Origin of the sequence: Flavobacterium pectinovorum, from assembly GCF_006438875.1 — a bacterium.
Lineage (GTDB): Bacteria > Bacteroidota > Bacteroidia > Flavobacteriales > Flavobacteriaceae > Flavobacterium > Flavobacterium pectinovorum_A.
On record NZ_RCZH01000023.1, the window covers coordinates 55413 to 81424 of the forward strand.

General features: G+C 33.5%; 28 protein-coding genes. 16 read left to right on the forward strand and 12 right to left on the reverse strand.

What is annotated here, in order from left to right; translation table 11 throughout:
* The first annotated feature begins 151 nt into the window (after positions 1 to 151).
* From EAH81_RS24565 to EAH81_RS24590, 6 genes are all read left to right on the forward strand, one after another.
* Positions 152 to 610, forward strand: a complete 459-nt coding sequence (locus EAH81_RS24565; RefSeq protein WP_089354313.1) for a MarR family winged helix-turn-helix transcriptional regulator — start codon at positions 152 to 154, stop codon at positions 608 to 610.
* Between the two features lie 51 nt (positions 611 to 661).
* Positions 662 to 3052 carry a 3-hydroxyacyl-CoA dehydrogenase/enoyl-CoA hydratase family protein gene (locus EAH81_RS24570; RefSeq protein ID WP_140511643.1) on the forward strand — a complete coding sequence of 797 codons (2391 nt, stop codon included), beginning with the start codon at positions 662 to 664 and terminating at the stop codon, positions 3050 to 3052.
* Positions 3053 to 3177: 125 nt separating this feature from the next.
* The gene (locus EAH81_RS24575; RefSeq protein WP_089481889.1) at positions 3178 to 4359 is read left to right on the forward strand and encodes a thiolase family protein; all 1182 of its coding nucleotides are present in this window, start codon (positions 3178 to 3180) and stop codon (positions 4357 to 4359) included.
* 132 nt (positions 4360 to 4491) lie between these two features.
* Complete coding sequence (locus EAH81_RS24580) at positions 4492 to 4857, forward strand: four helix bundle protein (RefSeq protein WP_140511644.1); 366 nt, start codon at positions 4492 to 4494, stop codon at positions 4855 to 4857.
* Between the two features lie 41 nt (positions 4858 to 4898).
* Positions 4899 to 6704, forward strand: coding sequence for an acyl-CoA dehydrogenase family protein (locus EAH81_RS24585; RefSeq protein WP_140511645.1), 1806 nt, complete (start codon positions 4899 to 4901; stop codon positions 6702 to 6704).
* A gap of 249 nt (positions 6705 to 6953) precedes the next feature.
* Positions 6954 to 8048 (forward strand): glycoside hydrolase family 18 protein, encoded by a 1095-nt coding sequence (locus EAH81_RS24590; protein WP_140511646.1) that lies wholly within the window; start codon positions 6954 to 6956, stop codon positions 8046 to 8048.
* A gap of 73 nt (positions 8049 to 8121) precedes the next feature.
* On the opposite strand, the gene EAH81_RS24595 is transcribed toward EAH81_RS24590, so the two are convergent.
* The 4 genes from EAH81_RS24595 to EAH81_RS24610 all read right to left on the reverse strand — a co-directional run bounded on the left by EAH81_RS24595 (position 8122) and on the right by EAH81_RS24610 (position 10656).
* The gene (locus EAH81_RS24595; RefSeq protein WP_140511647.1) at positions 8122 to 8610 is read right to left on the reverse strand and encodes a hypothetical protein; all 489 of its coding nucleotides are present in this window, start codon (positions 8608 to 8610) and stop codon (positions 8122 to 8124) included.
* Positions 8611 to 8707: 97 nt separating this feature from the next.
* Positions 8708 to 9628 carry a transporter gene (locus EAH81_RS24600; RefSeq protein WP_140511648.1) on the reverse strand — a complete coding sequence of 307 codons (921 nt, stop codon included), beginning with the start codon at positions 9626 to 9628 and terminating at the stop codon, positions 8708 to 8710.
* Positions 9629 to 9663: 35 nt separating this feature from the next.
* On the reverse strand, positions 9664 to 10182 hold the full coding sequence (locus EAH81_RS24605) for a DUF4251 domain-containing protein (RefSeq protein ID WP_140511649.1): 519 nt from the start codon (positions 10180 to 10182) through the stop codon (positions 9664 to 9666).
* Between the two features lie 36 nt (positions 10183 to 10218).
* Entirely contained in the window at positions 10219 to 10656 is a 438-nt protein-coding gene (locus tag EAH81_RS24610; RefSeq protein ID WP_140511650.1) for an META domain-containing protein, read from the reverse strand.
* Positions 10657 to 10866: 210 nt separating this feature from the next.
* Between EAH81_RS24610 and EAH81_RS24615 the strand changes: the two genes are divergently transcribed.
* Both EAH81_RS24615 and EAH81_RS24620 read left to right on the forward strand, forming a co-directional pair.
* Complete coding sequence (locus EAH81_RS24615) at positions 10867 to 11394, forward strand: superoxide dismutase family protein (RefSeq protein ID WP_140511651.1); 528 nt, start codon at positions 10867 to 10869, stop codon at positions 11392 to 11394.
* A gap of 106 nt (positions 11395 to 11500) precedes the next feature.
* Positions 11501 to 12703, forward strand: a complete 1203-nt coding sequence (locus tag EAH81_RS24620) for an LETM1-related biofilm-associated protein (RefSeq protein WP_140511652.1) — start codon at positions 11501 to 11503, stop codon at positions 12701 to 12703.
* A gap of 34 nt (positions 12704 to 12737) precedes the next feature.
* Here EAH81_RS24620 and can read toward each other — a convergent pair whose 3' ends face one another.
* The 4 genes from can to EAH81_RS24640 form a co-directional block, all read right to left on the reverse strand.
* Positions 12738 to 13376: a carbonate dehydratase gene (gene can / locus EAH81_RS24625; RefSeq protein ID WP_140511653.1), complete on the reverse strand. Its 639-nt coding sequence runs from the start codon at positions 13374 to 13376 to the stop codon at positions 12738 to 12740.
* 121 nt (positions 13377 to 13497) lie between these two features.
* Positions 13498 to 15147 carry a SulP family inorganic anion transporter gene (locus EAH81_RS24630; protein ID WP_140511654.1) on the reverse strand — a complete coding sequence of 550 codons (1650 nt, stop codon included), beginning with the start codon at positions 15145 to 15147 and terminating at the stop codon, positions 13498 to 13500.
* An 81-nt stretch (positions 15148 to 15228) separates the two neighbouring features.
* A complete protein-coding gene (locus EAH81_RS24635; protein ID WP_140511655.1) occupies positions 15229 to 15513 on the reverse strand; it encodes a hypothetical protein in 285 nt (94 codons plus the stop codon).
* Between the two features lie 133 nt (positions 15514 to 15646).
* Positions 15647 to 16126 (reverse strand): Dps family protein, encoded by a 480-nt coding sequence (locus tag EAH81_RS24640; protein WP_140511656.1) that lies wholly within the window; start codon positions 16124 to 16126, stop codon positions 15647 to 15649.
* A gap of 108 nt (positions 16127 to 16234) precedes the next feature.
* On the opposite strand from EAH81_RS24640, the gene EAH81_RS24645 reads away from it, so the two are divergent.
* Positions 16235 to 17176 (forward strand): LysR substrate-binding domain-containing protein, encoded by a 942-nt coding sequence (locus EAH81_RS24645; RefSeq protein WP_140511657.1) that lies wholly within the window; start codon positions 16235 to 16237, stop codon positions 17174 to 17176.
* Positions 17177 to 17207: 31 nt separating this feature from the next.
* Here the strand turns inward: EAH81_RS24645 and EAH81_RS27950 are convergent, their stop codons facing one another.
* Together EAH81_RS27950 and mnmD are read right to left on the reverse strand one after the other, a co-directional pair.
* Positions 17208 to 17405: a hypothetical protein gene (locus EAH81_RS27950; protein ID WP_017496117.1), complete on the reverse strand. Its 198-nt coding sequence runs from the start codon at positions 17403 to 17405 to the stop codon at positions 17208 to 17210.
* 166 nt (positions 17406 to 17571) lie between these two features.
* On the reverse strand, positions 17572 to 18237 hold the full coding sequence (gene mnmD, locus EAH81_RS24655; protein ID WP_140511658.1) for a tRNA (5-methylaminomethyl-2-thiouridine)(34)-methyltransferase MnmD: 666 nt from the start codon (positions 18235 to 18237) through the stop codon (positions 17572 to 17574).
* Between the two features lie 307 nt (positions 18238 to 18544).
* Between mnmD and EAH81_RS24660 the strand changes: the two genes are divergently transcribed.
* The 3 genes from EAH81_RS24660 (at position 18545) to EAH81_RS24670 (ending at position 21008) form a co-directional block, all read left to right on the forward strand.
* Positions 18545 to 19615: a branched-chain amino acid aminotransferase gene (locus EAH81_RS24660; RefSeq protein ID WP_140511659.1), complete on the forward strand. Its 1071-nt coding sequence runs from the start codon at positions 18545 to 18547 to the stop codon at positions 19613 to 19615.
* A gap of 388 nt (positions 19616 to 20003) precedes the next feature.
* Positions 20004 to 20582: a Crp/Fnr family transcriptional regulator gene (locus EAH81_RS24665; protein ID WP_140511660.1), complete on the forward strand. Its 579-nt coding sequence runs from the start codon at positions 20004 to 20006 to the stop codon at positions 20580 to 20582.
* A 69-nt stretch (positions 20583 to 20651) separates the two neighbouring features.
* A complete protein-coding gene (locus EAH81_RS24670) occupies positions 20652 to 21008 on the forward strand; it encodes a DUF4406 domain-containing protein (RefSeq protein WP_140511661.1) in 357 nt (118 codons plus the stop codon).
* A 284-nt stretch (positions 21009 to 21292) separates the two neighbouring features.
* Here EAH81_RS24670 and EAH81_RS24675 read toward each other — a convergent pair whose 3' ends face one another.
* The gene (locus EAH81_RS24675; RefSeq protein WP_140511662.1) at positions 21293 to 21673 is read right to left on the reverse strand and encodes a nucleoside triphosphate pyrophosphohydrolase family protein; all 381 of its coding nucleotides are present in this window, start codon (positions 21671 to 21673) and stop codon (positions 21293 to 21295) included.
* Positions 21674 to 22113: 440 nt separating this feature from the next.
* Between EAH81_RS24675 and EAH81_RS24685 the strand changes: the two genes are divergently transcribed.
* The 4 genes from EAH81_RS24685 to EAH81_RS24700 all read left to right on the forward strand — a co-directional run bounded on the left by EAH81_RS24685 (position 22114) and on the right by EAH81_RS24700 (position 24865).
* The gene (locus EAH81_RS24685) at positions 22114 to 23325 is read left to right on the forward strand and encodes an SRPBCC family protein (RefSeq protein ID WP_140511663.1); all 1212 of its coding nucleotides are present in this window, start codon (positions 22114 to 22116) and stop codon (positions 23323 to 23325) included.
* A gap of 70 nt (positions 23326 to 23395) precedes the next feature.
* Entirely contained in the window at positions 23396 to 23938 is a 543-nt protein-coding gene (locus tag EAH81_RS24690) for an RNA polymerase sigma factor (protein ID WP_140511664.1), read from the forward strand.
* A gap of 33 nt (positions 23939 to 23971) precedes the next feature.
* Complete coding sequence (locus tag EAH81_RS24695; protein WP_140511665.1) at positions 23972 to 24391, forward strand: hypothetical protein; 420 nt, start codon at positions 23972 to 23974, stop codon at positions 24389 to 24391.
* Between the two features lie 15 nt (positions 24392 to 24406).
* Positions 24407 to 24865 carry a sensor of ECF-type sigma factor gene (locus tag EAH81_RS24700; protein ID WP_140511666.1) on the forward strand — a complete coding sequence of 153 codons (459 nt, stop codon included), beginning with the start codon at positions 24407 to 24409 and terminating at the stop codon, positions 24863 to 24865.
* 83 nt (positions 24866 to 24948) lie between these two features.
* Here EAH81_RS24700 and EAH81_RS24705 read toward each other — a convergent pair whose 3' ends face one another.
* Positions 24949 to 26010, reverse strand: a complete 1062-nt coding sequence (locus tag EAH81_RS24705; protein ID WP_140511667.1) for an oxidoreductase — start codon at positions 26008 to 26010, stop codon at positions 24949 to 24951.
* Positions 26011 to 26012: the final 2 nt, after the last annotated feature.

Genomic DNA, 26012 nt, shown 5'->3' on the forward strand with positions numbered 1-26012 from the left:
AAAATCAAAAAAAAGAATAGTATATTTCAATTAAAAATTAACCGTAAACCCCTATAATTCAGAGGAATTTTTTAAATAACCAAAAATTTATGATAAAATAATATGCATGCATAGTATTTTTTGATTATATTTGAAATCGATATAGTTACATATGAAAGACAAAACAATAGATTATATTTTGAGAGCTACATGGCAAGCCGTATCAAGAATGTATAACGAGGAAGCTGCTAAATACGATGCTACAATGGCGACGGGATTTGCACTTTTGAGTATTGATAAGGAAGATGGGACTCCATCGACGGCTTTAGGCCCAAGAATGGGTATGGAAGCTACAAGTCTTACAAGAACCTTGAAATCAATGGAAGACAAAGGTTTGATTGTTCGCAAAAAAAACCCAAGTGATGGTCGCGGTGTCTTAATCTACCTGACGGAATTTGGAAAAGAAAAAAGAGAATTATCTAAGAATACAGTTTTGAAATTTAATGAGACGGTTAGAAAACATGTTTCGGATGAAAAAATGAAACATTTTATCGAGGTTTCGGAAATCATAAATGAACTTATTCACGATAAAAACATATTTAATCAAACAGAAAAAACAGGAAATGAATAACCTTATTTATTAAGGAGTTTCAAATTCAAATAAAAACAAACATTAACAAATATGAAACGCACAATTAAAAAAGTTGCTGTAATTGGATCCGGAATTATGGGTTCAGGAATAGCTTGTCATTTTGCCAATATTGGTGTTGAAGTTTTATTGCTTGACATTGTACCACGCGAGTTGACAGAAGCTGAAACTAAAAAAGGATTAACGCTTGAAAGTAAAGTTGTTCGCAACCGTGTAGTAAATGAGCACTTGGCGAATTCATTAAAATCGAAACCATCTCCTATTTACAGTCAAAAATTCGCAAACAGAATTACGACTGGAAATACGACTGATGATATGGCAAAAATTGCTAATGTTGACTGGATTATTGAAGTTGTTGTAGAACGTCTTGACATTAAAAAACTGGTTTTTGAACAAATCGAGAAATTCCGTAAACCGGGAACTTTGGTTACTTCTAACACTTCTGGTATTCCAATTCATTTTATGAGCGAAGGTAGAAGCGAAGATTTTCAACAACACTTCTGCGGAACTCACTTTTTTAACCCTGCGCGTTACTTAAAATTATTTGAAATTATTCCTGGTCCAAAAACGGCAACTGAAGTATTGGATTTCTTAAACGAATACGGTTCTAAATTTTTAGGAAAAACTTCGGTTGTTGCCAAAGATACTCCGGCGTTTATTGGAAACAGAATTGGTATTTACGGTATTCAGAGTTTATTCCATTTGGTAAAAGAAATGGGATTAACGATTGAAGAAGTTGATAAATTGACTGGTCCGGTAATTGGTCGTCCAAAATCGGCTACTTTCCGTACTGTTGACGTTGTTGGTTTGGATACTTTGGTACACGTTGCCAATGGTATTTATGAAAACTGCCCAACGGATGAACAACACGAATTGTTTAAACTTCCTGATTTCATCACCAAAATGATGGAAAATAATTGGTTAGGAAGCAAAACCGGACAAGGTTTCTACAAAAAAGTAGACAAAGATATTCTTACTCTTGACTTAGATACATTAGAATATCGTGCTGCTAAAAAAGCAAATTTTGCTACACTTGAACTAACAAAAACTATCGATAAACCTATCAATCGTTTTAAAGTTCTTGTGAAAGGAAAAGATAAAGCAGGAGAATTCTACCGTAAGAGTTTCGCCGGAATGTTTGCTTATGTGTCAAACAGAATTCCTGAAATCTCAGACGAATTATATAAAATTGATGATGCGATGAAAGCCGGTTTCGGATGGGAAAATGGTCCTTTCGAAATCTGGGACGCGATTGGTGTTGCCAACGGAATCGAAATCATGAAAGCAGAAGGTCTTGAGCCTGCTGCATGGGTTAACGAAATGTTGGCTTCCGGAAGTGAGAGTTTCTATTCTGTTAAAGAAGGAGCTACTTATTTCTATAACATTCCAACAAAATCTCAAGTAAAAGTTCCTGGACAAGATTCATTCATTATTCTGAACAACATTCGCGAAAGCAAAAAAGTTTGGAGCAATAGTGGTGCAATCATTCAGGATTTAGGAGATGGAATTTTGAACTTAGAATTCCAATCTAAAATGAATACGATTGGTGGCGATGTACTTCAGGCTATCAATAAAGCAATTGACTTATCTGAAAAAGAATATCAAGGTTTAGTCATTGGAAACCAGGCAGCGAATTTCTCTGTTGGAGCTAATATCGGAATGATTTTCATGATGGCAGTTGAGCAGGAATATGACGAGTTGAACATGGCTATCAAAATGTTCCAGGACACTATGATGCGCGTTCGTTACTCTTCTATCCCAGTTGTTGTTGCCCCTCACGGAATGACTTTTGGAGGTGGATGCGAAATGAGCTTACACGCTGATAAAGTGGTTGCTGCTGCAGAAACTTACATGGGATTAGTTGAATTTGGTGTTGGTGTACTTCCTGGTGGTGGTGGATCTAAAGAAATGGCTTTGAGAGCATCTGATTTATTCCATAAAAACGATGTGGAATTAAATGTTCTTCAAGAGTATTTCTTGACTATTGCTATGGCTAAAGTATCGACTTCGGCTTACGAAGCTTTTGATAATGGACTTCTTCAACATGGTAAAGATATTGTAGTTGTAAATAAAGATCGTCAGATCGCTGAAGCTAAAAAACATGCGTTGTTAATGGCAGAAGCTGGTTATACTCAACCGATAAGAAGAACTGATGTGAAAGTATTAGGAAAGCAAGCTCTTGGAATGTTCTTAGTTGGAACAGATCAAATGGAAGCTGGAAAATACATTTCTGAACACGATAAAAAAATCGCTAACAAACTGGCTTACGTAATGGCTGGTGGTGATTTATCTGAAGCGACTTTAGTATCTGAACAATATTTATTAGATATCGAACGTGAAGCTTTCTTGAGTTTATGTACAGAACGCAAGACTTTAGAGAGAATCCAATATATGTTAACTAAAGGGAAACCACTTCGTAATTAGAAAATAGAATGAAGAAGTGAAAAGAAGAAAGATGCAAGAAGCAAGATTTCAAAATTAAGTTTTGTCTTGTTTCTTGCCTCTTGCCTCTCCTCGATCTTCTAATAAATCTTAAAAAAACAAAACAAATGAAAACAGCATATATAGTAAAAGCTTACCGTACTGCGGTAGGAAAAGCACCAAAAGGAGTTTTTAGATTTAAAAGACCTGATGAATTAGCTGCAGAAACCATTCAGTTTATGATGGATGAACTGCCTGATTTTGACAAAAAACGTATCGATGACGTTATGGTAGGAAATGCCATGCCGGAAGCAGAACAAGGTCTGAACGTTGGACGTTTAATCTCTCTTATGGGATTAAAAGTTGAAGATGTTCCGGGTGTAACCGTAAACCGTTATTGCGCATCTGGACTTGAAACTATCGGGATGGCGACTGCTAAAATCCAATCTGGAATGGCGGATTGTATTATCGCCGGTGGTGCCGAAAGTATGAGTTTTATTCCGATGGGAGGTTACAAACCAACTCCGGATTATAAAGTTGCAGCTGCAGGTCACGAAGATTATTACTGGGGAATGGGTTTGACCGCTGAAGCGGTTGCCAACCAATATAAAATCTCAAGAGAAGATCAGGATGAGTTTGCTTACAACTCTCATATGAAAGCCTTGAAAGCACAAGCTGAAGGTAAATTCGACAAACAAATCGTTCCGATTACTGTTGAGCAGACTTTCGTCAATGAAAACGGTAAAAAAGAAACTAAATCATACGTTGTAAAACAAGACGAAGGGCCACGTGCTGGAACATCTGTTGCCGCATTGTCAGGATTAAGACCTGTTTTTGCTGCTGACGGAAGTGTAACTGCAGGTAACTCTTCTCAAATGAGTGATGGTGCTGCTTTTGTTTTAATCATGAGCGAGGATATGGTGAAAGAATTAAATCTTGAACCAATTGCAAGATTGGTAAACTTTGCTTCTTCTGGTGTTGAGCCAAGAATCATGGGTATCGGTCCTGTAAAAGCAATTCCGAAAGCATTGAAACAAGCGGGTCTTGAATTGAAAGATATTGACTTGGTGGAATTAAACGAGGCATTTGCTTCTCAATCATTAGCTGTAATTCGTGAATTAGGTTTAAATCCTGATATCGTAAACGTAAACGGTGGAGCTATCGCTTTAGGTCACCCTCTGGGATGTACCGGAGCTAAACTTTCTGTTCAGTTATTCGACGAAATGAAACGCCGAGGCAGTAAATACGGAATCGTTTCTATGTGTGTGGGAACTGGTCAGGGTTCTGCGGGGATTTATGAGGTTCTTTAGGAGAGAAAATAGAGGAAAGAAGCAAGAAGCAAGACTTAATTTTGGAATGAAGTATAGATTCTGGAAACAAAACCTTAAAAAGTAGTAAAAAACTTACTTTAAATTTTTATTTCTTATCTTGCCTCAAAAAACATGAGACACAATTTTAAGAATTTGAAAATTTGGATTTTAGCTATGGAAATTACAAATGATATCTATAGACTAACCGCCACTTTTCCAAAATCAGAAATTTATAGTTTGGTAAATCAAATGAATCGATGTTCTGTTTCAATGCCTTCAAATATTGCTGAAGGATCAAACAGAGGAAATAAACATTTTCAACACTATTTGAATATCAGTTTAGGTTCGTCATTTGAATTGCAAACACAATTGTTAATAGCTTGTCAAAATGACTATCTAACAAAAGAAAAAACAGAAAAATTAGAAAACAAAATAATTGAATTTCAAAAGATGACCACAGGCTTCATCAACAAGTTAGACAACAATCTTTCTTCTTGACTCTTGCATCTTAATTTAAAAACATACAAAAAACAAAAGCAATGGCAGATACAATCGAAAAAAACGTAACCCGTGGTGGTCAGTTTTTAGTTAAAGAAACAAAGTGCGAAGATATCTTTACACCAGAAGATTTTTCGGAAGAGCAGTTAATGATGCGTGACTCTGTAAAAGAGTTCGTCGACAAAGAATTATGGGCACATAAAGATCGTTTCGAGAAGAAAGATTACGCTTATACAGAAGCTTCTATGCGTAAAGCGGGTGAACTTGGACTTCTTGGAGTTGCAGTTCCTGAGGAATACGGCGGATTAGGAATGGGATTCGTATCTACGATGTTAGTTTGCGATTACATTTCTGGAGCAACAGGATCTTTCTCAACTGCTTTTGGTGCTCATACAGGAATTGGAACTATGCCAATTACTCTTTATGGTACTGAAGAACAAAAGAAAAAATACGTTCCTAAATTAGCTACCGGAGAATGGTTTGGAGCTTATTGCTTGACTGAACCAGGCGCAGGATCTGATGCTAACTCAGGAAAAACTAAAGCTGTTTTATCTGAAGATGGAAAATACTACTCTATCACAGGACAAAAAATGTGGATTTCGAATGCAGGTTTCTGTAGCGTTTTCATCGTTTTTGCCCGTATTGGAGACGATAAAAATATTACAGGTTTCATCGTAGAAAACGATCCATCAAACGGAATTTCTATGAATGAAGAAGAGCATAAATTAGGAATCCGTGCATCTTCTACACGTCAGGTTTTCTTCAACGATACTAAAGTTCCTGTTGAAAACATGTTGTCTGAAAGAGGAAACGGTTTCAAAATTGCAATGAATGCTCTTAACGTTGGTCGTATTAAATTGGCTGCGGCTTGTTTAGATGCGCAACGTAGAGTTACTACAAATGCAGTTAAATATGCTAACGAAAGAATTCAGTTTAATACTGCAATTTCTTCTTTTGGAGCAATCCGTTCTAAACTAGCTGAAATGGCAACTAATGCTTACGCTGGTGAAAGTGCTTCTTACCGTGCTGCAAAAGATATCGAAGACAGAATTGCTGCTCGTGAAGCGGAAGGAACTACGCATCAGGAAGCTGAATTGAAAGGTGTTGAAGAATATGCTATCGAATGTTCTATCTTGAAAGTAGCAGTTTCTGAAGACGTACAAGCGTGTGCTGACGAAGGAATTCAGATTTTTGGTGGAATGGGATTCTCTGAAGACACTCCAATGGAAAGTGCCTGGAGAGATGCCCGTATCGCTAGAATCTACGAAGGAACAAACGAAATCAACAGAATGCTTTCTGTAGGGATGTTGATTAAAAAAGCTATGAAAGGTCACGTTGATTTATTAGGACCAGCAATGAAAGTTTCTGAAGAATTAATGGGAATTCCATCTTTTGATACTCCTGATTTCTCTGAATTATTTGCTGAAGAAAAAGGAATTGTTGCAAACCTTAAGAAAGTTTTCTTAATGGTTGCCGGTAGCGCTGTTCAAAAATACGGACCGGATTTAGATGCTCACCAACAGTTATTAATGGCTGCTTCTGATATCTTAATCGAAATCTATATGGCTGAAAGTACTATCCTTAGAACTGAAAAATTAGCCAAAAATCAAGGTGAAGCTAAAGTACAAGAGCAAATTGCTATGGCAAAATTATACTTATACAAAGCTGTAGATATCGTTAACTCAAGAGGAAAAGAGGGAATTATTTCTTTTGCAGAAGGAGACGAACAACGTATGATGTTAATGGGATTGAAACGTTTCACAAAATACACAAACAATCCAAATGTTGTAGCCTTAAGAGAGGTTATTACATCTAAATTAGTTGCAGAAAACGAATACTGCTTCTAATATAAAAATAGTTTTTAGCTTTTAATTTGTTTAAACCCGCACTAATCCGAAACAGTGCGGGTTTATTTTTTCAAAAAATTATTGACACAGATTATAGGATTAGCACAGATTTTTTTAATCATTTTAATCTTGTAATCTGTGCGTTTTTTTAAGCATATAACATTTTGAGTTTTAATTTAAAAAAAGATAGTAAACTTTCAATCCTAATGTTTTATATTTAGCATTCTAAAAACTCAAAAAAAACATACGATGAAACAAATTAACCTTATTGCTTTGTTTTTATTGTGTTTATGTACCACAAATATATTCGCACAAAAAAATAAAAAAATGGACATTATTGCTTATTACACTGGCGATGACAAACTAATTAATGAATATGAGGTAAATAAACTGAACCAAATTATCTTTAGTTTCTGTCATTTAAAAGAGGGAAAACTGAGCGTTGATTCTCCTAAAGATTCAACTACTATTAAATATTTGGTTTCTTTAAAAGCTTCAAATCCGCAGCTAAAAATTATTCTTTCTCTTGGTGGCTGGGGCGGTTGCGAACCTTGTTCTGCTGCTTTTTCTACTGCTGAAGGAAGATTAACTTTTGCTAAATCTGTAAAGGAAGTTAGTAATTATTTTAAAGTAGATGGTTTAGATTTAGATTGGGAATATCCTGCAATTGAGGGACTGCCAGGACATTTATACCAAGCTGCTGACAAACCAAATTTTACAGAATTAATTAAAATTCTGCGTTCTACTTTAGGTAAAAAATACGAATTAAGTTTTGCGGCCGGAGGTTTTCAAAAATACTTAGACGAATCTATCGATTGGAAAGTTGTCGCGCCATTAGTAAATCGTATCAATATTATGAGTTACGATTTGGTTAACGGTTATTCTAAAGTTACAGGACATCATACTCCATTATACAGCACAAACGAAAAAGAAGAATCTACCGATAAAGCCGTTACCTTTTTGCTAAAACAAGGAGTTCCTGCTGAAAAATTAATTATTGGAGGTGCGTTTTATACGAGAACATGGAAAAATGTAGAAAATGTAAACAATGGTCTATACCAAGCAGGCGAACATATTCCTGGTGTTGATTTTAAAAATTTCACAACTACTTATACAGAAGCAAATGGTTGGAAATATTTTTGGGATGATAAAGCGAAAGCGCCTTATTGGTACAATGAAAAAGAAAAAACATTCGCAACCGGAGATGATTTAGCTTCTATAAAAGCAAAAACAGAATATGTAAAAGCTAAAAAATTAGGTGGAATTATGTTCTGGGAACTTACATTAGATAGTCCACGAAACGGAATGGTAAATGCTATTTATGAGGTTAAAACCGCTAAATAATCTTTTTATAAAGCAATAATAAAACGGGAGCCTTTCAAGAAAAACTCCCGTTTTATTTGATATCAAACTTAAATTACATTTTAACTTTTGTCTTATCCAACTCACCAATAAATGGTATTGAATTTTGAATTTCGTTACGGATCGTAGTTTGTAAATACACTTCTAACTGAATAAATTTTGCAGCATTTATAGCTCCAATTACTTTTTTAGCCTGACCATAAGTTTTATCATATAATTTTTCGTAACCTAAATTATTTTTCAAAGTTCCTTTGGCCAATTCATCAGCTTTTGCATCTGTTAGAGTGGCATAATTTGCTGCATAATCATTGATTAGTTGAAATTTTGTTTGTCCAAGAGCTTTACGTTCTGTTTCATAATTATCATAAACTTTTGTAAACGCTGCAGCCTGTGTATCTGATAAATTCATGTATTCTTTTACAAGATCACTTTTTGATTTTCCATAAACACTTTGTACAACATCTACATCTTCCTTAAATGAAGATTGAGCATAAGATGAAAACGAGGCAATAGCCATAATAAAAATAAGACTTAATTTTTTCATAGTTTAAATTTTAAATTTGTTTGTAAAAATTCATGTACTACCAAATATACTGATTTTTAACAGATTAAATAAATCAATATAAAAAAATTCTTATGTTTTAAAAAAACGAATATTGATACGCCACACTTAAAGCATAATAATTTAATCCGTTGTTTGTATAGGCTCCTACATGATATTGAAATTTAACCGATTGTCCTTTGGCAATTGGAGTTGAAAAGGTACCTCCTACCCGCCAATTATCAATCTGGCTATCATCTGCCACTCCATCGGTAATTGTTTTTCCACCAAAGAACCAGTTGGTATTAAAACCAATCCACATATTGTTTTTAAAGTAATAACTGGCATGTGCCTGTAAACTATAAGTTGTTTTTTGCTGTAGTTTTTTTCCAAGAAAGTCATTATTATCGGTGTAAAACCAAACTCCTCCATAAGCTTCTGCATAGACGTGGGCAAATCGTTTCGAAACCCCAATCTCGGGTTTAAATCCCCAACGGTTTGTGCCTATATTAATTCTTTTATCATCGTAATATTTTCCTGTTGGAATTGAAGTAACCAAACTGACTCCCAAAATAGTTTTCTGCTCAAACTTTCGGAATTCTGATTTATCTAAAGCAGGAGAACCAAGAAGATTGATTCCAAATCGTACTTTCATATCAGCAAAACCAGTTCTTGACCCCGTTAAAATAGTACCATTTGTACCGGTTACTTGGCCATCCATAAAAGAATATGGAAGCGAAACCTGAACACGTGCCAATTTATTTAATATTCCAAAAGTTCTGATATAGTTTACTGCCACATTATGGCTTTGAACGGTAAAATCTGCTATAGGCAATGAAGGTTCTGTCAACACATTCCCATCCATAAAAACATAACCAACGGCAATTACATTTAAGTTTTTTGCAACATTAGCATAAACCCTCGGCTCTAAATCCTGGCTGTAAGATGCTGTTACCAATAAAAAAAATATCAGTATTAAGGGATACTTTTCAAGCAAAAAATACAAATTCTTTTTTGGCATAAATGATAGAGATTCGGGACACAATGGTTAGCATTCTACTTGATACTTTCGTCTTTTTTAGGAGCATAAATAACTCCCTGATAAGAAATTGCTGCTCTATTATTGCTATTGATAGAAAGCGTCGCTCCTCCATCAGAAAAAACAGAAAATAATAAATCATAAACATCATCTTTACCTTTTACAGTTGCTTTGACGTTGTAACTTTTATTCTTTTTTTCAATCTGAATATTCTCTGGTATTCCTTCAAATTTAATCCCGCCATCTCCTCCATATGCTACGTTGTAAGCGCGCCCAAAAAATGGTAAATCGCTCGTTGTTTTTGTGGTATTAAATTTTAAAAAATAAGTATTGTAATCTAAATTAATCTGCCTAGTTCCCAATGGTTGGGCTTTTTGCGCTTCAAAAACAAAATTTTTAGAGTTTATTAAACTATCTGTTTCTTTTTGTTTTTTTAATTCCCTTTCTGCTTTTAATTCTTTCTTTGTTTTTTCCTGTCCAAAAACAGTCATATTAAAAAAGCAAAACAACATCAACACCGTTATTTTAGTTTTCATAAAACGTTTATTTAATAAAATTTAGAAAAGTTGATTCTATTTTTTCGTAAATCGCATCATTGCAATATCACCGGAGATAAAATTTAAAGTTTTACCATTATCAGTAACATCATACGAAGTGATTTTTGGCAATGTGCTCATATAAACCTGTTCGCCTTGCTGCCCATCCATACACATCCTTTTGGTCACTGCCATTGGTTGAGTAAAATCAATTTTGTTTCCGGTTACATTCAGACTTCCTGTATAGTTGTTACAGCTATTGCTTCCTGAAACACGATTTTCTTTCAAATCAAAATTAATAGTTGGTTTTCCATGTGGGTACAAACCCTCAAAAGCTATTCTTGGTCCGGTGATGTAATTTAATTCCCATGTTCCTTCAAGTTTAGAAACGGAATCTTCTTTTTGAGTTTTAGAAGCGTTGCAAGAGATTAAAACAACTCCCAAAAAAACTAAGGTTAAAACATTTTTTATCATAATTCTAAAGATTAAATTAAAAAACAATAAACACTAATTCTCAAACTTTTAAATTCAAATTCCTACGAAATTACGCAATAAATTTTGCTTTTTCGCTTAAAGCTAAATTAAATTACAACCAATAGTTTTAGATTTTTTTAACTCTTAGCGTCAGTCAATGTCGGAATTTTATGTTAAATTTACTTAATCTTTAATACAAAAGCCTCGTATATGAAAAAAATAATTGTTTCTTTCGCAATAATAACAGCCTTAATCATTGGCTGCAAGACTAGTACAAAATCAAGTGATGCTAAAACTATAACTGTGGCATTGGAGCCAAAAAGTAACAGTACAGTTAGCGGAACTGCTACTTTTACGGAGAAAAACGGAAAAGTAACTTTCGTGGCAAAAATGGCTGGTTTACAGCCTGGTGTTCACGCAATACACATCCATGAAAAATCAGATTGTAGCGCTGCTGACGGAAGTTCTGCTGGCGGACACTGGAATCCTACTTTCAAAAAACATGGAAAATGGGGTTCTGCTGAATACCACAAGGGTGATATCGGAAACTTTACTGCTGATGCAAAAGGGAACGGAACTATAACATTAACTACTGACGAATGGTGTATTGGCTGTGGAGATGCAACTAAAGATATCTTAGGAAAAGGTTTAATCGTGCATCAGGGAACGGATGATTTTACGACACAACCAACAGGAAATGCCGGCGGAAGAGTTGCTTGTGCAGGGATCATCAAATAAAAAACAAGATAACCACTATATTTTCACAAAATGTAGTGGTTATTTCATTTAAAACTAATCCCAAAACAAGAAAAAGATATAGCTTTGCAGCTATAAATTAAAGTTAATGATTAACCCATCAGCATCAGGTTGGATAGACAAGTTTTTTAGTGAACAAAAGTTTTCAGAAGCTATTCCTTTTGAGACTACAGATTCGTTTTACTATAAAGTCAGAGAAACTGGTTTTATTTATGGTCATATCATAACTATCGATTCTCAAATTCCTATTCCTATAAAAGGATGGTTTAAAACTGAGATTTCTAAAGTTGCTTTACTAAATACCTTATATCATGTTTTTTGTTTAGAAAAAAGAAGTTCTGAACCTAATAACTTTATCACAGAGGTTTTAAAATTTTATAAAGAAATGAATCCGGAAGGATTTAATCTGTTCAAAATTTTACTTCCAAAAGATTCTCCTTCCTATTCCTTAGAAAGCATAATTGACCAGCGCGTTCAGACCAATGACAGTATCATTAGTAAAAACTTTTCGCATTTGGTAACCAATGCATTATTGTTTATTGACGTATTGGCTTTTAGACAATATCTTGAAAAAGGTTCAATTCCTGAAAAATACTTAAAGCGTATTGAAGAAACGGTTCTTGGTATTGTAGCCCTTGCTCTAAAAACCAAAACAGTAAAATCTCAACATGATGATTTATTGATAAAACTTTTTGAAGCTTCGATACGATATTCTAAGTTTTCTAAAGTTACCGTTGATACTTTAGAAACTTTGCAGTTAGACTATTTCAGCAATAAATTGGAGCAATATTACTTAATTGACATGGCAGGAATGGCGTTATGGAGTGATGGCGTTGTAGAAAATGAAGAGGCTTACTTTTTATATTCATTAGGATCAATGATGGGTGTTTATGATGATTTTGTATCCAAAAGCATTGAAACAACCAATGACTTTATCACCACTCACAAAAAGAAAATCCCGTATTTTAATTACTCTAATCCTGTAAAACATTTTTATGATCAAATGACGCACAGCGTTGTAAAACTGATTATAAGAAACAAAAACAGATTAGTTAAGGAAATTGTCCAAAGTAAAGAATTAATGATTCTGCTGGCTTATTCTACAACCAGAGATTTAGATGCTAAAGAAAAGAAAAAGGTAAAGAAACAACTGCTGGATATTTGCAAAACGATTCCGTCACTAACGATTTTTTTACTTCCTGGCGGAAGTTTATTATTACCGATTTTAATAAAGTTTATTCCAACAATGCTGCCATCTGCATTTAATGAGAATCTAGACGAAAACGAATAAAAAAAATCGCCCTTTTGAGGCGATTTTTTATTTTCTATAAGTTAGTAAGCTGGTAAACGTCATCTAATTCATCGTTCGAACTAATGTTTACGTTCAAATCTGTTACAAAACCAGAATTTAATCCATAAACCCATCCGTGAAGCATTAAATCCTGACCATTTTTCCAGGCACCTTGTACAATTGAAGTTTTTGCCAAGTTGTAAACTTGTTCTTTAGCATTTATTTCTACAAAAGCATTAAAACGTTCTGTTTCATCCTCAATTGAATTCAGGTATTTATCATGTAAACGGTATTCATCTTTAATGTGACGAATCCAGTTGTCGATAATTCCAACAGACATATTTCCCATTGCAGCTTTTACACCGCCACAGCCATAATGTCCGCAAACAATAACGTGTTTTACTTTTAGAACATTTACTGCATAATCCAGTACACTCAACATATTCATGTCTGAATGCACTACCATGTTTGCAATATTACGGTGAACAAAAACCTCACCCGGCTTAGCACCAATAATTTCATTTGCAGGGACACGACTGTCAGAACATCCAATCCATAATAAAGGCGGTGTTTGACCTTTGGCTAAATCTGCAAAATAATTTGGGTCTAATGCTAATGATTTTTCAACCCATGCTTTGTTGTTTTCTAATAACTGCTTATAAAACTCTCTCATTTTTTTGTTTTTTGAATGGTATTTCTAAATGATTAAACATATCAAAAATAACTTACTGTAAAGTTATCTAATTTTTAATACTTCTCACACTCAAGAAATACCTTAATTAAAATTAATTTGTTTAAATATTTTCTTTTACCGTTTCTTTTTTAACCAAAGCCCTTTTTGCAACATCATAATAATGTTCTATAGACACGTGATTACCAATATCCGGAGAATTTTCAAGCTCATAAGCTTGTTTGAATCCTTTTAGTTTCACTTTGATGTTTTCATCGACTGCTCTCGTTTCTTTAAACTCGCGAATTAAATCTAAAACATCATGTGCAATATACTCTGTATCATGCGCATTGATGATTACTTTTGAGTTTTCAGGAATCTCGTTCAATGTCAATTTGATAGCCGCTTTGTTTAAGAATGAAACTTCCTGAGCCAGATCGATATGAATAACATCTCCGTCTTCATATTCTTCTTTCTTGAAGCTGTAAGCTCTTTTCAGGTTTCCTCTTAACACAAAAATAATACTGATGATAATTCCTAAAGCAACTCCTTTAAGTAAATCTGTTGCTACAACAAATACTAAGGTTGCAATAAAGGGCACAAACTGGTATTTTCCTTTTTCCCAGAAATGAATGAAAGTAGCTGGTTTTGCTAATTTATATCCCACTAAAATCAACACGGTAGCCAAAGTTGCCAATGGAATCTTGTTTAAAAGTGCCGGAATAGACAAAACACTTATTAGCAAAAGTACCCCGTGAATAATAGCAGACATTTTAGATTTTGCACCGGCGTTATTATTAGCAGATGATCTCACCACAACAGATGTCATTGGTAAACCACCCAAAAGTGAACTCACAATATTACCAATACCCTGAGCTCTGAGCTCAACATTTGTATTCGTATAACGTTTTTGAACATCCATTCTGTCAGCAGCTTCAATACATAATAATGTTTCGATAGAAGCCACAATGGCAATTGTTATTGCTACCACCCAAACCTGCGGATTTGTAACAGCGGCGAAGTTTGGTGTAATCAGAATAGATTTAAATTCATCAAAAGATTTTGGAACTGGCAATGAAACCAAATGTTCTTTTGCAATTGCCAATGAGCTTCCTGTTGAAACAAAAAATTCGTTCAAAAGTACTCCGGCAACCACAGCCACTAATGCACCCGGAACTAATTTTAATCTTCTTAAAAAGGGAACTTTATCCCATGAAATTAAAATTACAAGTGAAACTAATGTAATAACTACTGCTCCTAACTGAATGTGATTTAAAACATCGAATAAAAACGAAAATGAATTACTTCCGTCATTTTGTGCAAATGCCTGATCACCCTCAAAATCTGCATCATACCCAAAAGCATGCGGCAATTGTTTTAGGATAATAATGATCCCGATACCTGCCAGCATTCCTTCAATTACATTGGTTGGAAAATAGTTTGATATACTTCCGGCTTTTAAAAACCCTAATGCTAATTGAATTAGTCCAGCGATAAAAACAGACATTAAAAACACATCAAAAGCACCAAAATCAGTAATAGCAGTTAAAATTATCGCTGTTAGTCCAGCTGCCGGTCCAGATACACTGATGTGTGACTGGCTTAAATAACCTACCACAATACCACCAATAACACCTGCGATAATTCCAGAAAACAAAGGTGCTCCAGAAGCCATTGCAATACCTAAACACAACGGAAGAGCCACCAAGAAAACCACTAAACCTGAAGCAAAATCAGATTTAAGGTTAGCAAAAAGATTGATTTTTTTTGTCATAACACAATACTAAAAAAATTATTCATTAAAGATTAACCACATTTATTCAAAATGTAGTTGAGTTCAAAATAATCGGAAGTATTATGCCAAGTTTGGAGGGGGAGCAAAAATGCTCGGAGAAATATTGTCTAGTTTTACAATATTTTCAGACACTATGGTCTTTTTTTGAATATAAACTGGCATTATCACTTCATGTTGAAGTATTGCCGGATGAACAGCAGCCTTAAGTTCTTTATGCGAATGCTCTTCTTCAGCAAAACTGAAAACCATACACGAATTTTTACTTTCCTTAAACATCCTAACAACAGTTGGGGTAGCTAAGAAAGCAATAAATATAAATAATAGTATGCGAGCGATTAATTTCATTGGAGCAAAAATAGTGTTAAAGAAATAAAATCAAAGCACAAGGGCTAAAAATTTTATACAAATTTAACAATCAAAAAAAAACAGAATGAAAGCAAGCTAACATTCTGTTTATATTTCTTTCAAAAACAATTCATTACAACTCTTCTTCTAACCAGGCGTTCATCATCCAGATTGTTTTTTCCTGTTCTGCAATGAAGTCACTCATCATGGAATTGGTTCCTTCGTCGCTAATATCATCAGATTGTTTTAGAATTTCTCTTTCAATTTTTAATAAATCAGTTAAAGAATGAACAATTAACTGAACTGCTTTTTCATCGTTTGAAATGTTTTTTCCAACCGCCAATTTGTTATTTTTAATATAATCCTCAAAGGTATGCAGAGGCGTTCCTCCTATTGTCAGAACTCTTTCGGCAATCATATCTATTTTTAATTGTGCATCTGTGTACAATTCTTCAAATTTTACATGTAAATCAAAAAAACGTTTCCCACGAATATTCCAATGTATTCCTCTTAAATTCTGATAGTAAACCTGAAAGTTTGACAATAGTACATTTAGTTCTTTTACTAATAATTCAGACTCTTTTACAGGTAATCCTAAAATATTTGTTTTCATAGTTATTCGTTTTATAATATGTTTACTACAAATTTAAAACAAGTTCTTTGAAAATAGTATCAAAAAAAATTATATTTTCTTATTTTTGCATCAAAAAATACTATCAAAATGACTATAACTCAATTGCAATATGTATTAGCCGTTGCCGAACATAAAAATTTCACACTTGCTGCTGAAAAATGTTTTGTTACTCAGCCTACTTTAAGCATGCAAATTCAAAAAATTGAAGAAGAACTTAATATTTTGATCTTCGACAGAAGTAAAAAACCTATTCAACTTACTGATATTGGTCAGAAGATTGTAAATCAGGCCAAAAACATTGTAAATGAAGCGGACAGAATTAAAGACATTGTAGAACAACAAAAAGGTTTTATTGGGGGAGAGTTTCGTTTGGGAATTATCCCGACAATTATGCCAACGCTTTTACCGATGTTTTTGAGTAATTTCATAAAAAAATATCCAAAAGTAAAACTTCTGATTGAAGAGCTAAACACGGATGAAATTATTGTGAAGCTAAAAAATGGTCATCTTGATGCTGCAATTGCTGCAACTCCGCTTGAAGACGAAAAAATAAAAGAAATCGTTTTGTATTTTGAACCTTTCGTAGCGTATATCCCGGAGCATCACGCAAGTTTTCAGAAAGAAGAAATTGAAGTTGCGGATCTAAACCTCAACGAAATTTTGCTTTTGCAGGATGGACATTGTTTTAGAGACGGAATTTTGAATTTATGCAAAAACGGTTCTGATATCGATCAGACTAATTTTCAGATTCAAAGTGGAAGCTTTGAAACCCTAATAAAATTAGCCGACGAAGGTTTGGGCACAACGTTACTTCCGTACTTGCACACCTTAGACTTAAAAGAGTCCGACAAACTGAAACTGCGTAACTTTAAGGAACCAAAACCAGCTCGTGAGGTAAGTTTAATTTACCCAAAGAGCGAATTAAAAATGCAAATCATTGACGCATTGCGATCTACAATTGCCGGAGTTGTAAAAGGAGCAATTGTTTTTCAGAACGTTCAAATCATCAGTCCGCTACAAAAGAAATAAAATAAAAAAGGAGCCAATTTGGCTCCTTTTTTTATACTTTAATTAGTAGTAAACTTTGTTTTAATTCTGGTTTTTCAATAATGAAATTTAATAACCATTCTTGTAATTGTTCCATTTCGTACGGTAACAGTGTTTTGATAGCTTTCTCTAATTCTTTACAGAAAAGTATCGGGTCGAAACTAACTCTCTCAAGTATTGATTTCGTGTAATCAAACATCATTTTTGACATAATAAAATAAGATTTTCGGGGGTTATCTATATTTCTAAACTCGCAACAAATTTAAACAAATATCATTCATACACACTTAATTTAACTTATTTTTTTAAAAACTTTAGCAACGAATACGTTTTCTTAATAAATATAAATCAATATAGAACGATTCTAAACAACTCATTTAAACCTTTTTAAAGGCTCTAAACATCTCTCGCTTTCCTGGAGGACCTGCCAATTTTTCGACAGTAAATCCAACTTCAATCATACTTCTTTTAACAACTCCGCGCGCGGCGTATGTTACCAAAACGCCATTTGGTTTTAAACTATTGTACATTTTCCTGAAAATTTCAGTGCTCCATAACTCCGGCTGCACACGATATCCGAAGGCATCAAAGTAAATCAAATCAAAAATTTCAAAGTCGTTTATTTCATCAAAAAATTGTTTCCTTTTGGTTAACGAAAAATCAGTGCTAATTTCGGTTTTCTCATTCCATTCACATTTATGCATTTTTTCAAAAATGTTGTCAAATTCCAATGCGTCAAGTTCCGTAACATAATTCATCTCCAAAACTTCTTTGGCATCAACCGGATAGGCTTCTACTCCAACATAATCAATCTTTTGTTGTTTCTGGTTGGATTCCAAAAATGTAATAAAAGCATTCAAACCAGTTCCAAAACCAATTTCGAGAATACTTACCGGATTCTTTTCAAATAAGGAGAGTCCGTTTTTTATAAATACATGTTTTGCTTCCTGAATTGCTCCATGCTTAGAATGGTAACATTCATCCCACTCTTTTAAATGAATTGTTGTTGACCCGTCCAGCGTTTTAATTATCTCTCTTTCCACTATTTATAAATTTGTAGTACATTTTTGTACGTTTTCAAGCGATTTTACGAGTCAAATTTAGGCAAAACAAATGCGTAAAGCCTTAAAAATCCGCACTTTTTTCATAAATTCTTTATAAAACCGCGCCTTTTTTTTGACTTTATTATAAGATAAATAAATCGCAGTTAAAGGCACTAAATAATGCAGTTTTACTAAGTAAATTATATATTTTTACTTAATTTTGCATTGAATAAATTCTATTTTATACCAAATCATTACTTTAGATACTTTCTATTGAAATGAAAATACATAAAAACCTTACATTATTATGAGTACAACTCAAACAAGCAAAATTGAAATCAGAAAAGCAACTTCGTCAAAAATAAGCGGAGTAGACTTTGAAAACTTAAGCTTTGGTGCTGTTTTTACAGACCATTTATTCGAATGTGATTTTAAAAACGGAGAGTGGTCAAATCCTGTCATTAAACCTTATGCTCCAATTTTAATGGATCCTTCTTCAAAAGTCTTTCATTACGGGCAAGCTATTTTTGAAGGAATGAAAGCTTATAAGGATGATAATAATGATGTTTGGTTGTTTAGACCAGATGAAAACTTCAAACGTTTTAATAATTCTGCAGTTCGTATGGCAATGCCAGAAGTTCCGGAAGCTATTTTTATGGATGGTTTGAATGAATTATTAAAAATTGATCAGGAATGGATTCAAAGAGGAAACGGAGCTAGTATGTATATCCGTCCTTTTATGATTGCTACTGGAGCCGGAGTTATTGCAAATCCTTCTGACGAATATAAATTCATGATTTTACTTTCTCCTGCAAAATCTTATTATTCAGGTGAGGTAAAAGTAATTATTGCTGAACATTATAGTAGAGCTGCAAATGGAGGAATTGGTGCTGCAAAAGCTGCCGGAAACTATGCTGCACAGTTTTATCCAACTAACTTAGCAAACAAAGACGGTTTTCAGCAAATAATCTGGACTGATGATGCAACGCATACTAAACTGGAAGAAGCTGGAACTATGAATGTTTTCTTTAGAATTAACGATACTTTATTGACTGCTCCAACAAGCGAAAGAATTTTAGATGGTATTACCAGAAAAAGTTTGATTACTATGGCAGAAAAAGAAGGTCTTAAAGTAGAAGTTCGTCCTGTTATTGTTTCAGAATTAGTAGAAGCTGCTAAAAACGGTTCATTAAAAGAAATTTTTGGTGCTGGAACTGCGGCTGTTATAAGCGTAATCAAAGGATTCTCTTATCAGGATGTTTATTATGAAATGGCTCCAATTGAGAATACTTACGGTGCTCTTTTAAAAGAAAAACTAACTAGTCTTCAAAATAAACTTTCTGAAGATACTTTTGGATGGACTGTAAAAGTTCAATAATTAAAAGATAAATATAAAATCAAACCCGACAGCTTAACAGTTGTCGGGTTTTCTATTTATACTATTACTAAAATGTAAAACTAATTTCACTGCAGAGAAGACTGAGATTAAACACAATCTTGTCATTTCGACGAAGGAGAAATCACACTAGAAACTCCACAATCAAAATCGCCAATCTTTGTCGAATCCCGAGTGTGATTTCTCCTTCGTCGAAATGACAAAAATGACGCACAAAGCTTTGCGGACTTAGATTGTGTAAAACAACTTAAATCTTAGTGAACTTTGTGAATCCCGATAGCTATCGGTATTGTACTCTCTGCGATAAAAAAATAATGACGAGAATAAAATTTTTAATGTTTCGCCACAACAATTAGCATTGATAAAAAGAATGACACAAGATATTGTTTTAAAGAATATTGCCAAACATATTTCGCTTGACGAAAATGAAATACCCTATTTTCTTTCGATTCTAAAGGAAAAGAAATATCCTAAAAAGAGCGTTATTTTGAAAGAAGGGGAAATTTGCAAAACCATAAATTTTGTTCAATCCGGAACCTTAAGAGCATTTTACAGAGATTCTCAAGGAAAAGAATCAACTATTATGTTTGCCGTTTCTGACTGGTGGATTACTGATATGTCTTGTTTTATAAACCAACAACCCGCAATGTTGAATATCGAAACACTCGAAGAAAGCCTAATATTACATTTGCAAAAAGAAGATTTGGATGACTTATATATTAAAATTCCAAAATTCGAACGATTCTTCAGAATCATAATGCAAAACGCTTATATACGGGAACAATTGAGAGTTATTCAAAATCTTTCGCTTTCGGCAGAACAGCGCTATCATATTTTTTTAGACAAGTACCCACAGGTCGCAAAACAAGTGACTCAGAAACAAATAGCGTCTTATTTAGGAATTACTCCCGAGTTTTTAAGCATGATACGGGCCAACAAAAATAAATAGCCAATTTCTTAAACTACATTATTTTTTTACTGTGATATCTTCCCGTGCTTTGTAAAAAAATCAGAAGATATGCTTATACTTATTGCAGGACCTTATCGTGGCGGGACAAATGATGACCCAAAATTAATTCAACAAAATTTAGACAGATTAGAAGCTGTAGCACTTCCTTTATTCAGAATGGGACATTTGCCTGTAATTGGGGAATGGCTCGCCTTACCTTTGCTTCATTTAGCCGGTTCAAAACAAATTGGCGACAACGCTTGGGACGAGATACAATATCCTGTCGCGCATAGACTTCTTGAAAAATGCGATGCTGTTCTTCGACTTGAAGGCGAATCAAAAGGAGCTGATAACGATGTCAAAATTGCTAAAGAAAGAGGCTTGAAAATTTATTACCGTTTGGAAGATATTCCATCTGCAGAATAACAAAAACAAAATCCCTAATAAGTTTTAGAAACCTATTAGGGATTTTTTATTTTAGTGTACTCGTTATTAATATAAATTAAACACATAGAACCATAAATTACATACTTAAAGCATATTAATTTTATCGCAGAGAACGCTAAGATTTTATCTTGTATTAGCTTCAAAAACACAAAGTTCGCAAAGCTTGTCTCGAATCAGCTTTGCGAACTTTGTGTTTTTTACAAAATCTTGCTAATATAAAAAACTTAGCGTTCTCCTGCGGCTAAATTTTTCCATCAAGTTTTTTACAAAAGTTTAGAAAAATCAGGTTTAAAATAATTAGGGCCTTTTAATACTTTTCCGTCTTCTCTGTAAATTGGTTGTCCATCTTCACCAAGTTTACTCATATTACTACGCTGAATCTCGTCAAAAACAGCTTCAATTTTGTCTTGTAAACCGTGTTCGATAATTGTTCCGCATAAAATATACATCATATCTCCAAGAGCATCAGCGATTTCGACTAAATCATTATTCTGAACTGCTTCAAGATATTCTTCATTTTCTTCCTTCATCAAATTGTAGCGAAGTATTTTTTTTGTTTCTCCCAAATCAGCAATTGGAGTTTGACTATGACCTATTTTAAAAGCAGTATGAAATTCAGTTACTGCATCAAGTTGTTTCCTCATGATTTTAATTGATTAAATGAAGTGGCAAATTAGCAACAATTCATATACAATTCTCTAAATTTGTCAAAAATAATTTTTACTATGTTTAGTCAAGGACAATTAATATTCGCTCTCTGTTTTTTTATTGCATTTGTAATCGTAATGATATTTGCTTATCGAAAAGATCTGGCATTACACAAAGTTTTCTACAAAGGAAATTATAAAGTATTGATTGTATTCCTGCTTTTTATCGCCATTTTGTTTGTGATCAAATTCTTTTTCAAAAGATAAATCACCAATAAAAATAAATCTCAAAAAAATTACAATTAAACTTCCCCAAAATCGTTTTATTTAGAACTTTTTTTGATCAAATAAATTTATAAAGTGTACTTTTATTGCGGCGCTACTAGTGCGAGTAGTAATAAAATTTATAACTTTACGACACCAAACAACCTACTACAATGAAGATTCTAAAATATTTATTTCTTTTATTATTATTAAGCTTAGTTGCTCTTACTGTGTTTGTCGCTACCCAAAAAGGGGTTTTTTCTGTAGAAAGAAGCAAAGTGATCAATTCGCCAAAAGCAACTGTGTACAACTATGTAAATGATTTTAGAAATTATGAAGATTTTGAATCCTGGTCTGTAGAAGATCCTTCGATAAAAATGACATTTCCTAATAAAACAGCCGGAAATGGAGCTTCAGTTTATTTTGCCAGTCCTGATGGAGCTGGAAATGCAATTACGCTTAAAACCATAGAAGGCGAAAGCATTCAGCAAAAAATGAAATATGACGGAACGGAAGCGGATGTAAACTGGACTTTTAAAGATACTCTTGCCGGAAAAACTAAAGTAACCTGGAAAGGAACGGGAACTATGAGTTTTCTTTTTAAAATTTACACAGCGCTAAACGGTGGTTCTGATAAAGTTATTGGAACTATTTATGAAAAAAGCCTTGCAAACATTGACAAAAATTTAGACTACGAAACAAAAACCTATGCTGTAAAAGTAAATGGCGTTGTTAAGAAAGTCGAAACTCCTTATATTAAACAAACCTTTACCAGCGAAATTTCGAAAGTAAATAAAAATGCCAGAGTTGTAATTCCGAAGCTTATTGAGTTCAGTAAAAGTAACGGTTTATCTACTAATGGGAAACCTTTTATTATTTACCACACCTATGATGCAACAACCGGATTGGCAAAAGTTTCGATTTGTTTACCAACAAACAGAGAGATTACAACAACTTCCGGAAGTGATATTTTAGGCGGAAAACTAAATGGTTTTGAAGCTGTAAAAACAACATTAACCGGAGACTATTCGCATGCAAATGAAGCGATCGCAAAAACAACAGCTTACATAAACAATGAAAAAATCCTCCCGGATTTATCGTGGTCACATCTTGAAATTTTAACGATCAGTAAATTAGATGTAAAAAGTCCTTCTAAGTTAATAACCGAAATTTACTTTCCGGTAAAACCTAAAATAGCTCCTGTTGTAAAAACGCCAGTTTACACTCCTGGAACTGTAACAGGAACTGATACTGGAATCGAAGTTGAAGCTGAAACCGGAACGCCAACAACTACAGCACCAAAACCAGTAAAACGTAAGCCTACACCAAAACCTGCAGCAACCCCAGCGACAAAAACTCCTGAAGAAGAGCAATCTGAATTTTAAAAAAAGTAAGACTGATTAAACCTTTTTTTTAAAATTCATTCTAATACTAAAGTTTGATAAATCAAGAAGTTTGATAGACGAAAAGGAATTTATACAACAGCTACTTGATCCTAAAACGCAAAATACGGCGTTTCAACAACTCTTGTCTGAATATCAAAGACCTTTGTATGTTCATATTCGAAACATTGTTTTGAATCATGATGATGCAGATGATGTTTTGCAGAATACATTTGTAAAAGTCTTTCAATACCTAAAAAACTTTAAAGGAGAAAGCAAACTTTTTTCCTGGATGTATAGAATTGCCACTAATGAAGCTTTGACTTTTTTGAGCCAAAAAGCAAAATTAAACGGCATTACATCTGAAGCATTACAAAATAAAACCATCGATAATTTGAAAGCCGATATTTATTTTGACGGCGATGAAATTCAAATCAAACTTCAAAAAGCCATCATTACTTTGCCCGAAAAGCAACAATTGGTTTTTAAAATGAAGTATTTTCAGGAATTAAAATACGAAGAAATAGCCGCTATTTTAGGAACTTCAGTAGGCGCTTTAAAAGCTTCTTATCATCATGCTGTAAAAAAAATCGAAATATATGTTACATCAAATTAAACCTTTTGTAACAAAATCTATCTTATTCTTATTATGAAAGCATTTAAACTAGAAAACGAACCGAAAATATCGACTGGATTCAAAACTCCGGATCATTATTTTGATGATTTATCGGCAAAAGTTTTGCAACAGATTAACGAAGACAAAAAAGAAGTAAAAGTAATTCCGTTTTACAAACGCAAAAAAGTGCTTTCGATTCTTGCTGCCGCCGTTATCATTATGGCTTTAATGATTCCGATAGTAAACAATTACAACGCAACTTCTAAGGAGCTTGACGAAGATACTTTAGAAACTTATTTAGCGTATCAATCTAATTTGAATCAATATGATTTGATTCAGAATTTAGATGCAAAAGACATTCAAAAACTAAATAAAAATGTTGCCATAGAAGACGAAACTCTTGAAGATATTTTATCGTCAACTCCAAATATAGAACATTTAATTTCCGAATAAAATAAAACTTAAAAGATGAAAATCAAACAAATACTACCGATAATTCTGTTTTTAGTAAGCTTTTCGTTTTATGCTCAAAATGATAAAACAGATGAGAAACGCGAAAAAGTAAAAGCCTACAAAATTTCTTTTTTAACAACTGAACTAGAACTGACTTCTACAGAAGCAGAGAAATTCTGGCCAATTTATAATGCTTACGACGATAAACAATTCGAATTAAAGCATCAAAAAATGAAAACTTACTTACAGCGATTGGATGAAGATAATATCAATTCGATTTCTGAAAAAGAGGCAGCGGCATTACTCTCTCAAATGGAAAACACGGATAAAGAATTGTATCTTTTAAGAGTAAAATATAATTCGGATTTAAAAAAGATACTTTCGTCAAAGAAGATTCTGAAACTAAAAAAATCAGAGGACGATTTTAATCGAAAATTGTTAAAACAATACCGAGATAAAGCAGGAAAAGATTAATGACCTGCAACAAGAAACAACAGCGATAAGAACCCTATATAATAATACTTACTTTATTATTTAGGGTTCTTGTTATTTTAGGACTATTTAAAACGAAGTCTTACTACTTTATTATGACCTGCGGCAATTGCCAGGTTTCTATTGACAAAACGAAGTGTGAAGAGTTTTGAATCTGTAGACAATTGTGTCCAGTTCTGACCTCCATTTTGAGAATATTGTATTCCTTCAGATCCTACACAAACAATTTCTTTACCATTTCCGCCCGGAACGTACTGTACACATGACGCATAACCAAATCCCATATCCTGACCAATTAAAGTCCAGGTTTTTCCGCCATCCTGAGTAAATGCTTTATTATCTGATTTTTTGTTTGGAAGTTCATAATCTCCACCAGCAATAAATCCGTGTTTTGAATCATAAAAGTCAGCTGTAAAAATTCCTGTCATTGTTTTTCCATGAACAACCGGAGTTTCTACCACTTTCCATGTTTTTGCTTTATCAGGAGAATAAAAAACACGCGCTTTTTTTCCTCCGGAAACCAGCCACGTATCATCTCCTTGTATTACAATATTTGTATTACTGGCTGCAAAAGCTGCTTCGCCAGTTGCATTTGTCGGTAATTTATCAGACAATATTTTAGTCCATGTTTCTCCTCCATCACGAGTTACAATGATCGAAAAAGTATCTTCTGTTGGATCTCCAATTGCGATTCCTTCTTTATCATTCCAGAATTGCATGCTATCGTAAAATATTTTTGGATTAACTTCTTTATAAACTAGTTTTACTTTATTCGTCTTTTTAGAAACAGAATAAAGTAATGCCGGATTACCAACGCTTAATAAGAAAATATCTTTTGAAGTTTGAGCAATACTTCTGAATTCTAATTTTAAAGTATCACGATAAATATGCTCTTCAAATTTCTCTTTTTTATCTAAATCATAGTATCCAAAACGAGAATTATCAGCTCCGTACCAAATTTTATTTTTATCAATTGATATCGCTCTTATGCTGATTTTATCCTGAAATAAAGTATCAATTTGTATTGACGTGAAACCACTATAAAACATCTTTTTATCACTCTCACTCAGCGTTTTAAAAGACACAAATAAAATAAAAGCGCCACAAAACAACAATACTTTTTTCATAT

Coding starts and splice junctions, on each gene's coding strand:
- EAH81_RS24565 (WP_089354313.1), top strand. CDS start 152: ATGAAAGACAAAACAATAGATTATATTTTGAGAGCTACATGGCAAGCC.
- EAH81_RS24570 (WP_140511643.1), top strand. CDS start 662: ATGAAACGCACAATTAAAAAAGTTGCTGTAATTGGATCCGGAATTATG.
- EAH81_RS24575 (WP_089481889.1), top strand. CDS start 3,178: ATGAAAACAGCATATATAGTAAAAGCTTACCGTACTGCGGTAGGAAAA.
- EAH81_RS24580 (WP_140511644.1), top strand. CDS start 4,492: ATGAGACACAATTTTAAGAATTTGAAAATTTGGATTTTAGCTATGGAA.
- EAH81_RS24585 (WP_140511645.1), top strand. CDS start 4,899: ATGGCAGATACAATCGAAAAAAACGTAACCCGTGGTGGTCAGTTTTTA.
- EAH81_RS24590 (WP_140511646.1), top strand. CDS start 6,954: ATGAAACAAATTAACCTTATTGCTTTGTTTTTATTGTGTTTATGTACC.
- EAH81_RS24595 (WP_140511647.1), bottom strand. CDS start 8,610: ATGAAAAAATTAAGTCTTATTTTTATTATGGCTATTGCCTCGTTTTCA.
- EAH81_RS24600 (WP_140511648.1), bottom strand. CDS start 9,628: ATGCCAAAAAAGAATTTGTATTTTTTGCTTGAAAAGTATCCCTTAATA.
- EAH81_RS24605 (WP_140511649.1), bottom strand. CDS start 10,182: ATGAAAACTAAAATAACGGTGTTGATGTTGTTTTGCTTTTTTAATATG.
- EAH81_RS24610 (WP_140511650.1), bottom strand. CDS start 10,656: ATGATAAAAAATGTTTTAACCTTAGTTTTTTTGGGAGTTGTTTTAATC.
- EAH81_RS24615 (WP_140511651.1), top strand. CDS start 10,867: ATGAAAAAAATAATTGTTTCTTTCGCAATAATAACAGCCTTAATCATT.
- EAH81_RS24620 (WP_140511652.1), top strand. CDS start 11,501: ATGATTAACCCATCAGCATCAGGTTGGATAGACAAGTTTTTTAGTGAA.
- can (WP_140511653.1), bottom strand. CDS start 13,376: ATGAGAGAGTTTTATAAGCAGTTATTAGAAAACAACAAAGCATGGGTT.
- EAH81_RS24630 (WP_140511654.1), bottom strand. CDS start 15,147: ATGACAAAAAAAATCAATCTTTTTGCTAACCTTAAATCTGATTTTGCT.
- EAH81_RS24635 (WP_140511655.1), bottom strand. CDS start 15,513: ATGAAATTAATCGCTCGCATACTATTATTTATATTTATTGCTTTCTTA.
- EAH81_RS24640 (WP_140511656.1), bottom strand. CDS start 16,126: ATGAAAACAAATATTTTAGGATTACCTGTAAAAGAGTCTGAATTATTA.
- EAH81_RS24645 (WP_140511657.1), top strand. CDS start 16,235: ATGACTATAACTCAATTGCAATATGTATTAGCCGTTGCCGAACATAAA.
- EAH81_RS27950 (WP_017496117.1), bottom strand. CDS start 17,405: ATGTCAAAAATGATGTTTGATTACACGAAATCAATACTTGAGAGAGTT.
- EAH81_RS24660 (WP_140511659.1), top strand. CDS start 18,545: ATGAGTACAACTCAAACAAGCAAAATTGAAATCAGAAAAGCAACTTCG.
- EAH81_RS24665 (WP_140511660.1), top strand. CDS start 20,004: ATGACACAAGATATTGTTTTAAAGAATATTGCCAAACATATTTCGCTT.
- EAH81_RS24670 (WP_140511661.1), top strand. CDS start 20,652: ATGCTTATACTTATTGCAGGACCTTATCGTGGCGGGACAAATGATGAC.
- EAH81_RS24675 (WP_140511662.1), bottom strand. CDS start 21,673: ATGAGGAAACAACTTGATGCAGTAACTGAATTTCATACTGCTTTTAAA.
- EAH81_RS24685 (WP_140511663.1), top strand. CDS start 22,114: ATGAAGATTCTAAAATATTTATTTCTTTTATTATTATTAAGCTTAGTT.
- EAH81_RS24695 (WP_140511665.1), top strand. CDS start 23,972: ATGAAAGCATTTAAACTAGAAAACGAACCGAAAATATCGACTGGATTC.
- EAH81_RS24700 (WP_140511666.1), top strand. CDS start 24,407: ATGAAAATCAAACAAATACTACCGATAATTCTGTTTTTAGTAAGCTTT.
- EAH81_RS24705 (WP_140511667.1), bottom strand. CDS start 26,010: ATGAAAAAAGTATTGTTGTTTTGTGGCGCTTTTATTTTATTTGTGTCT.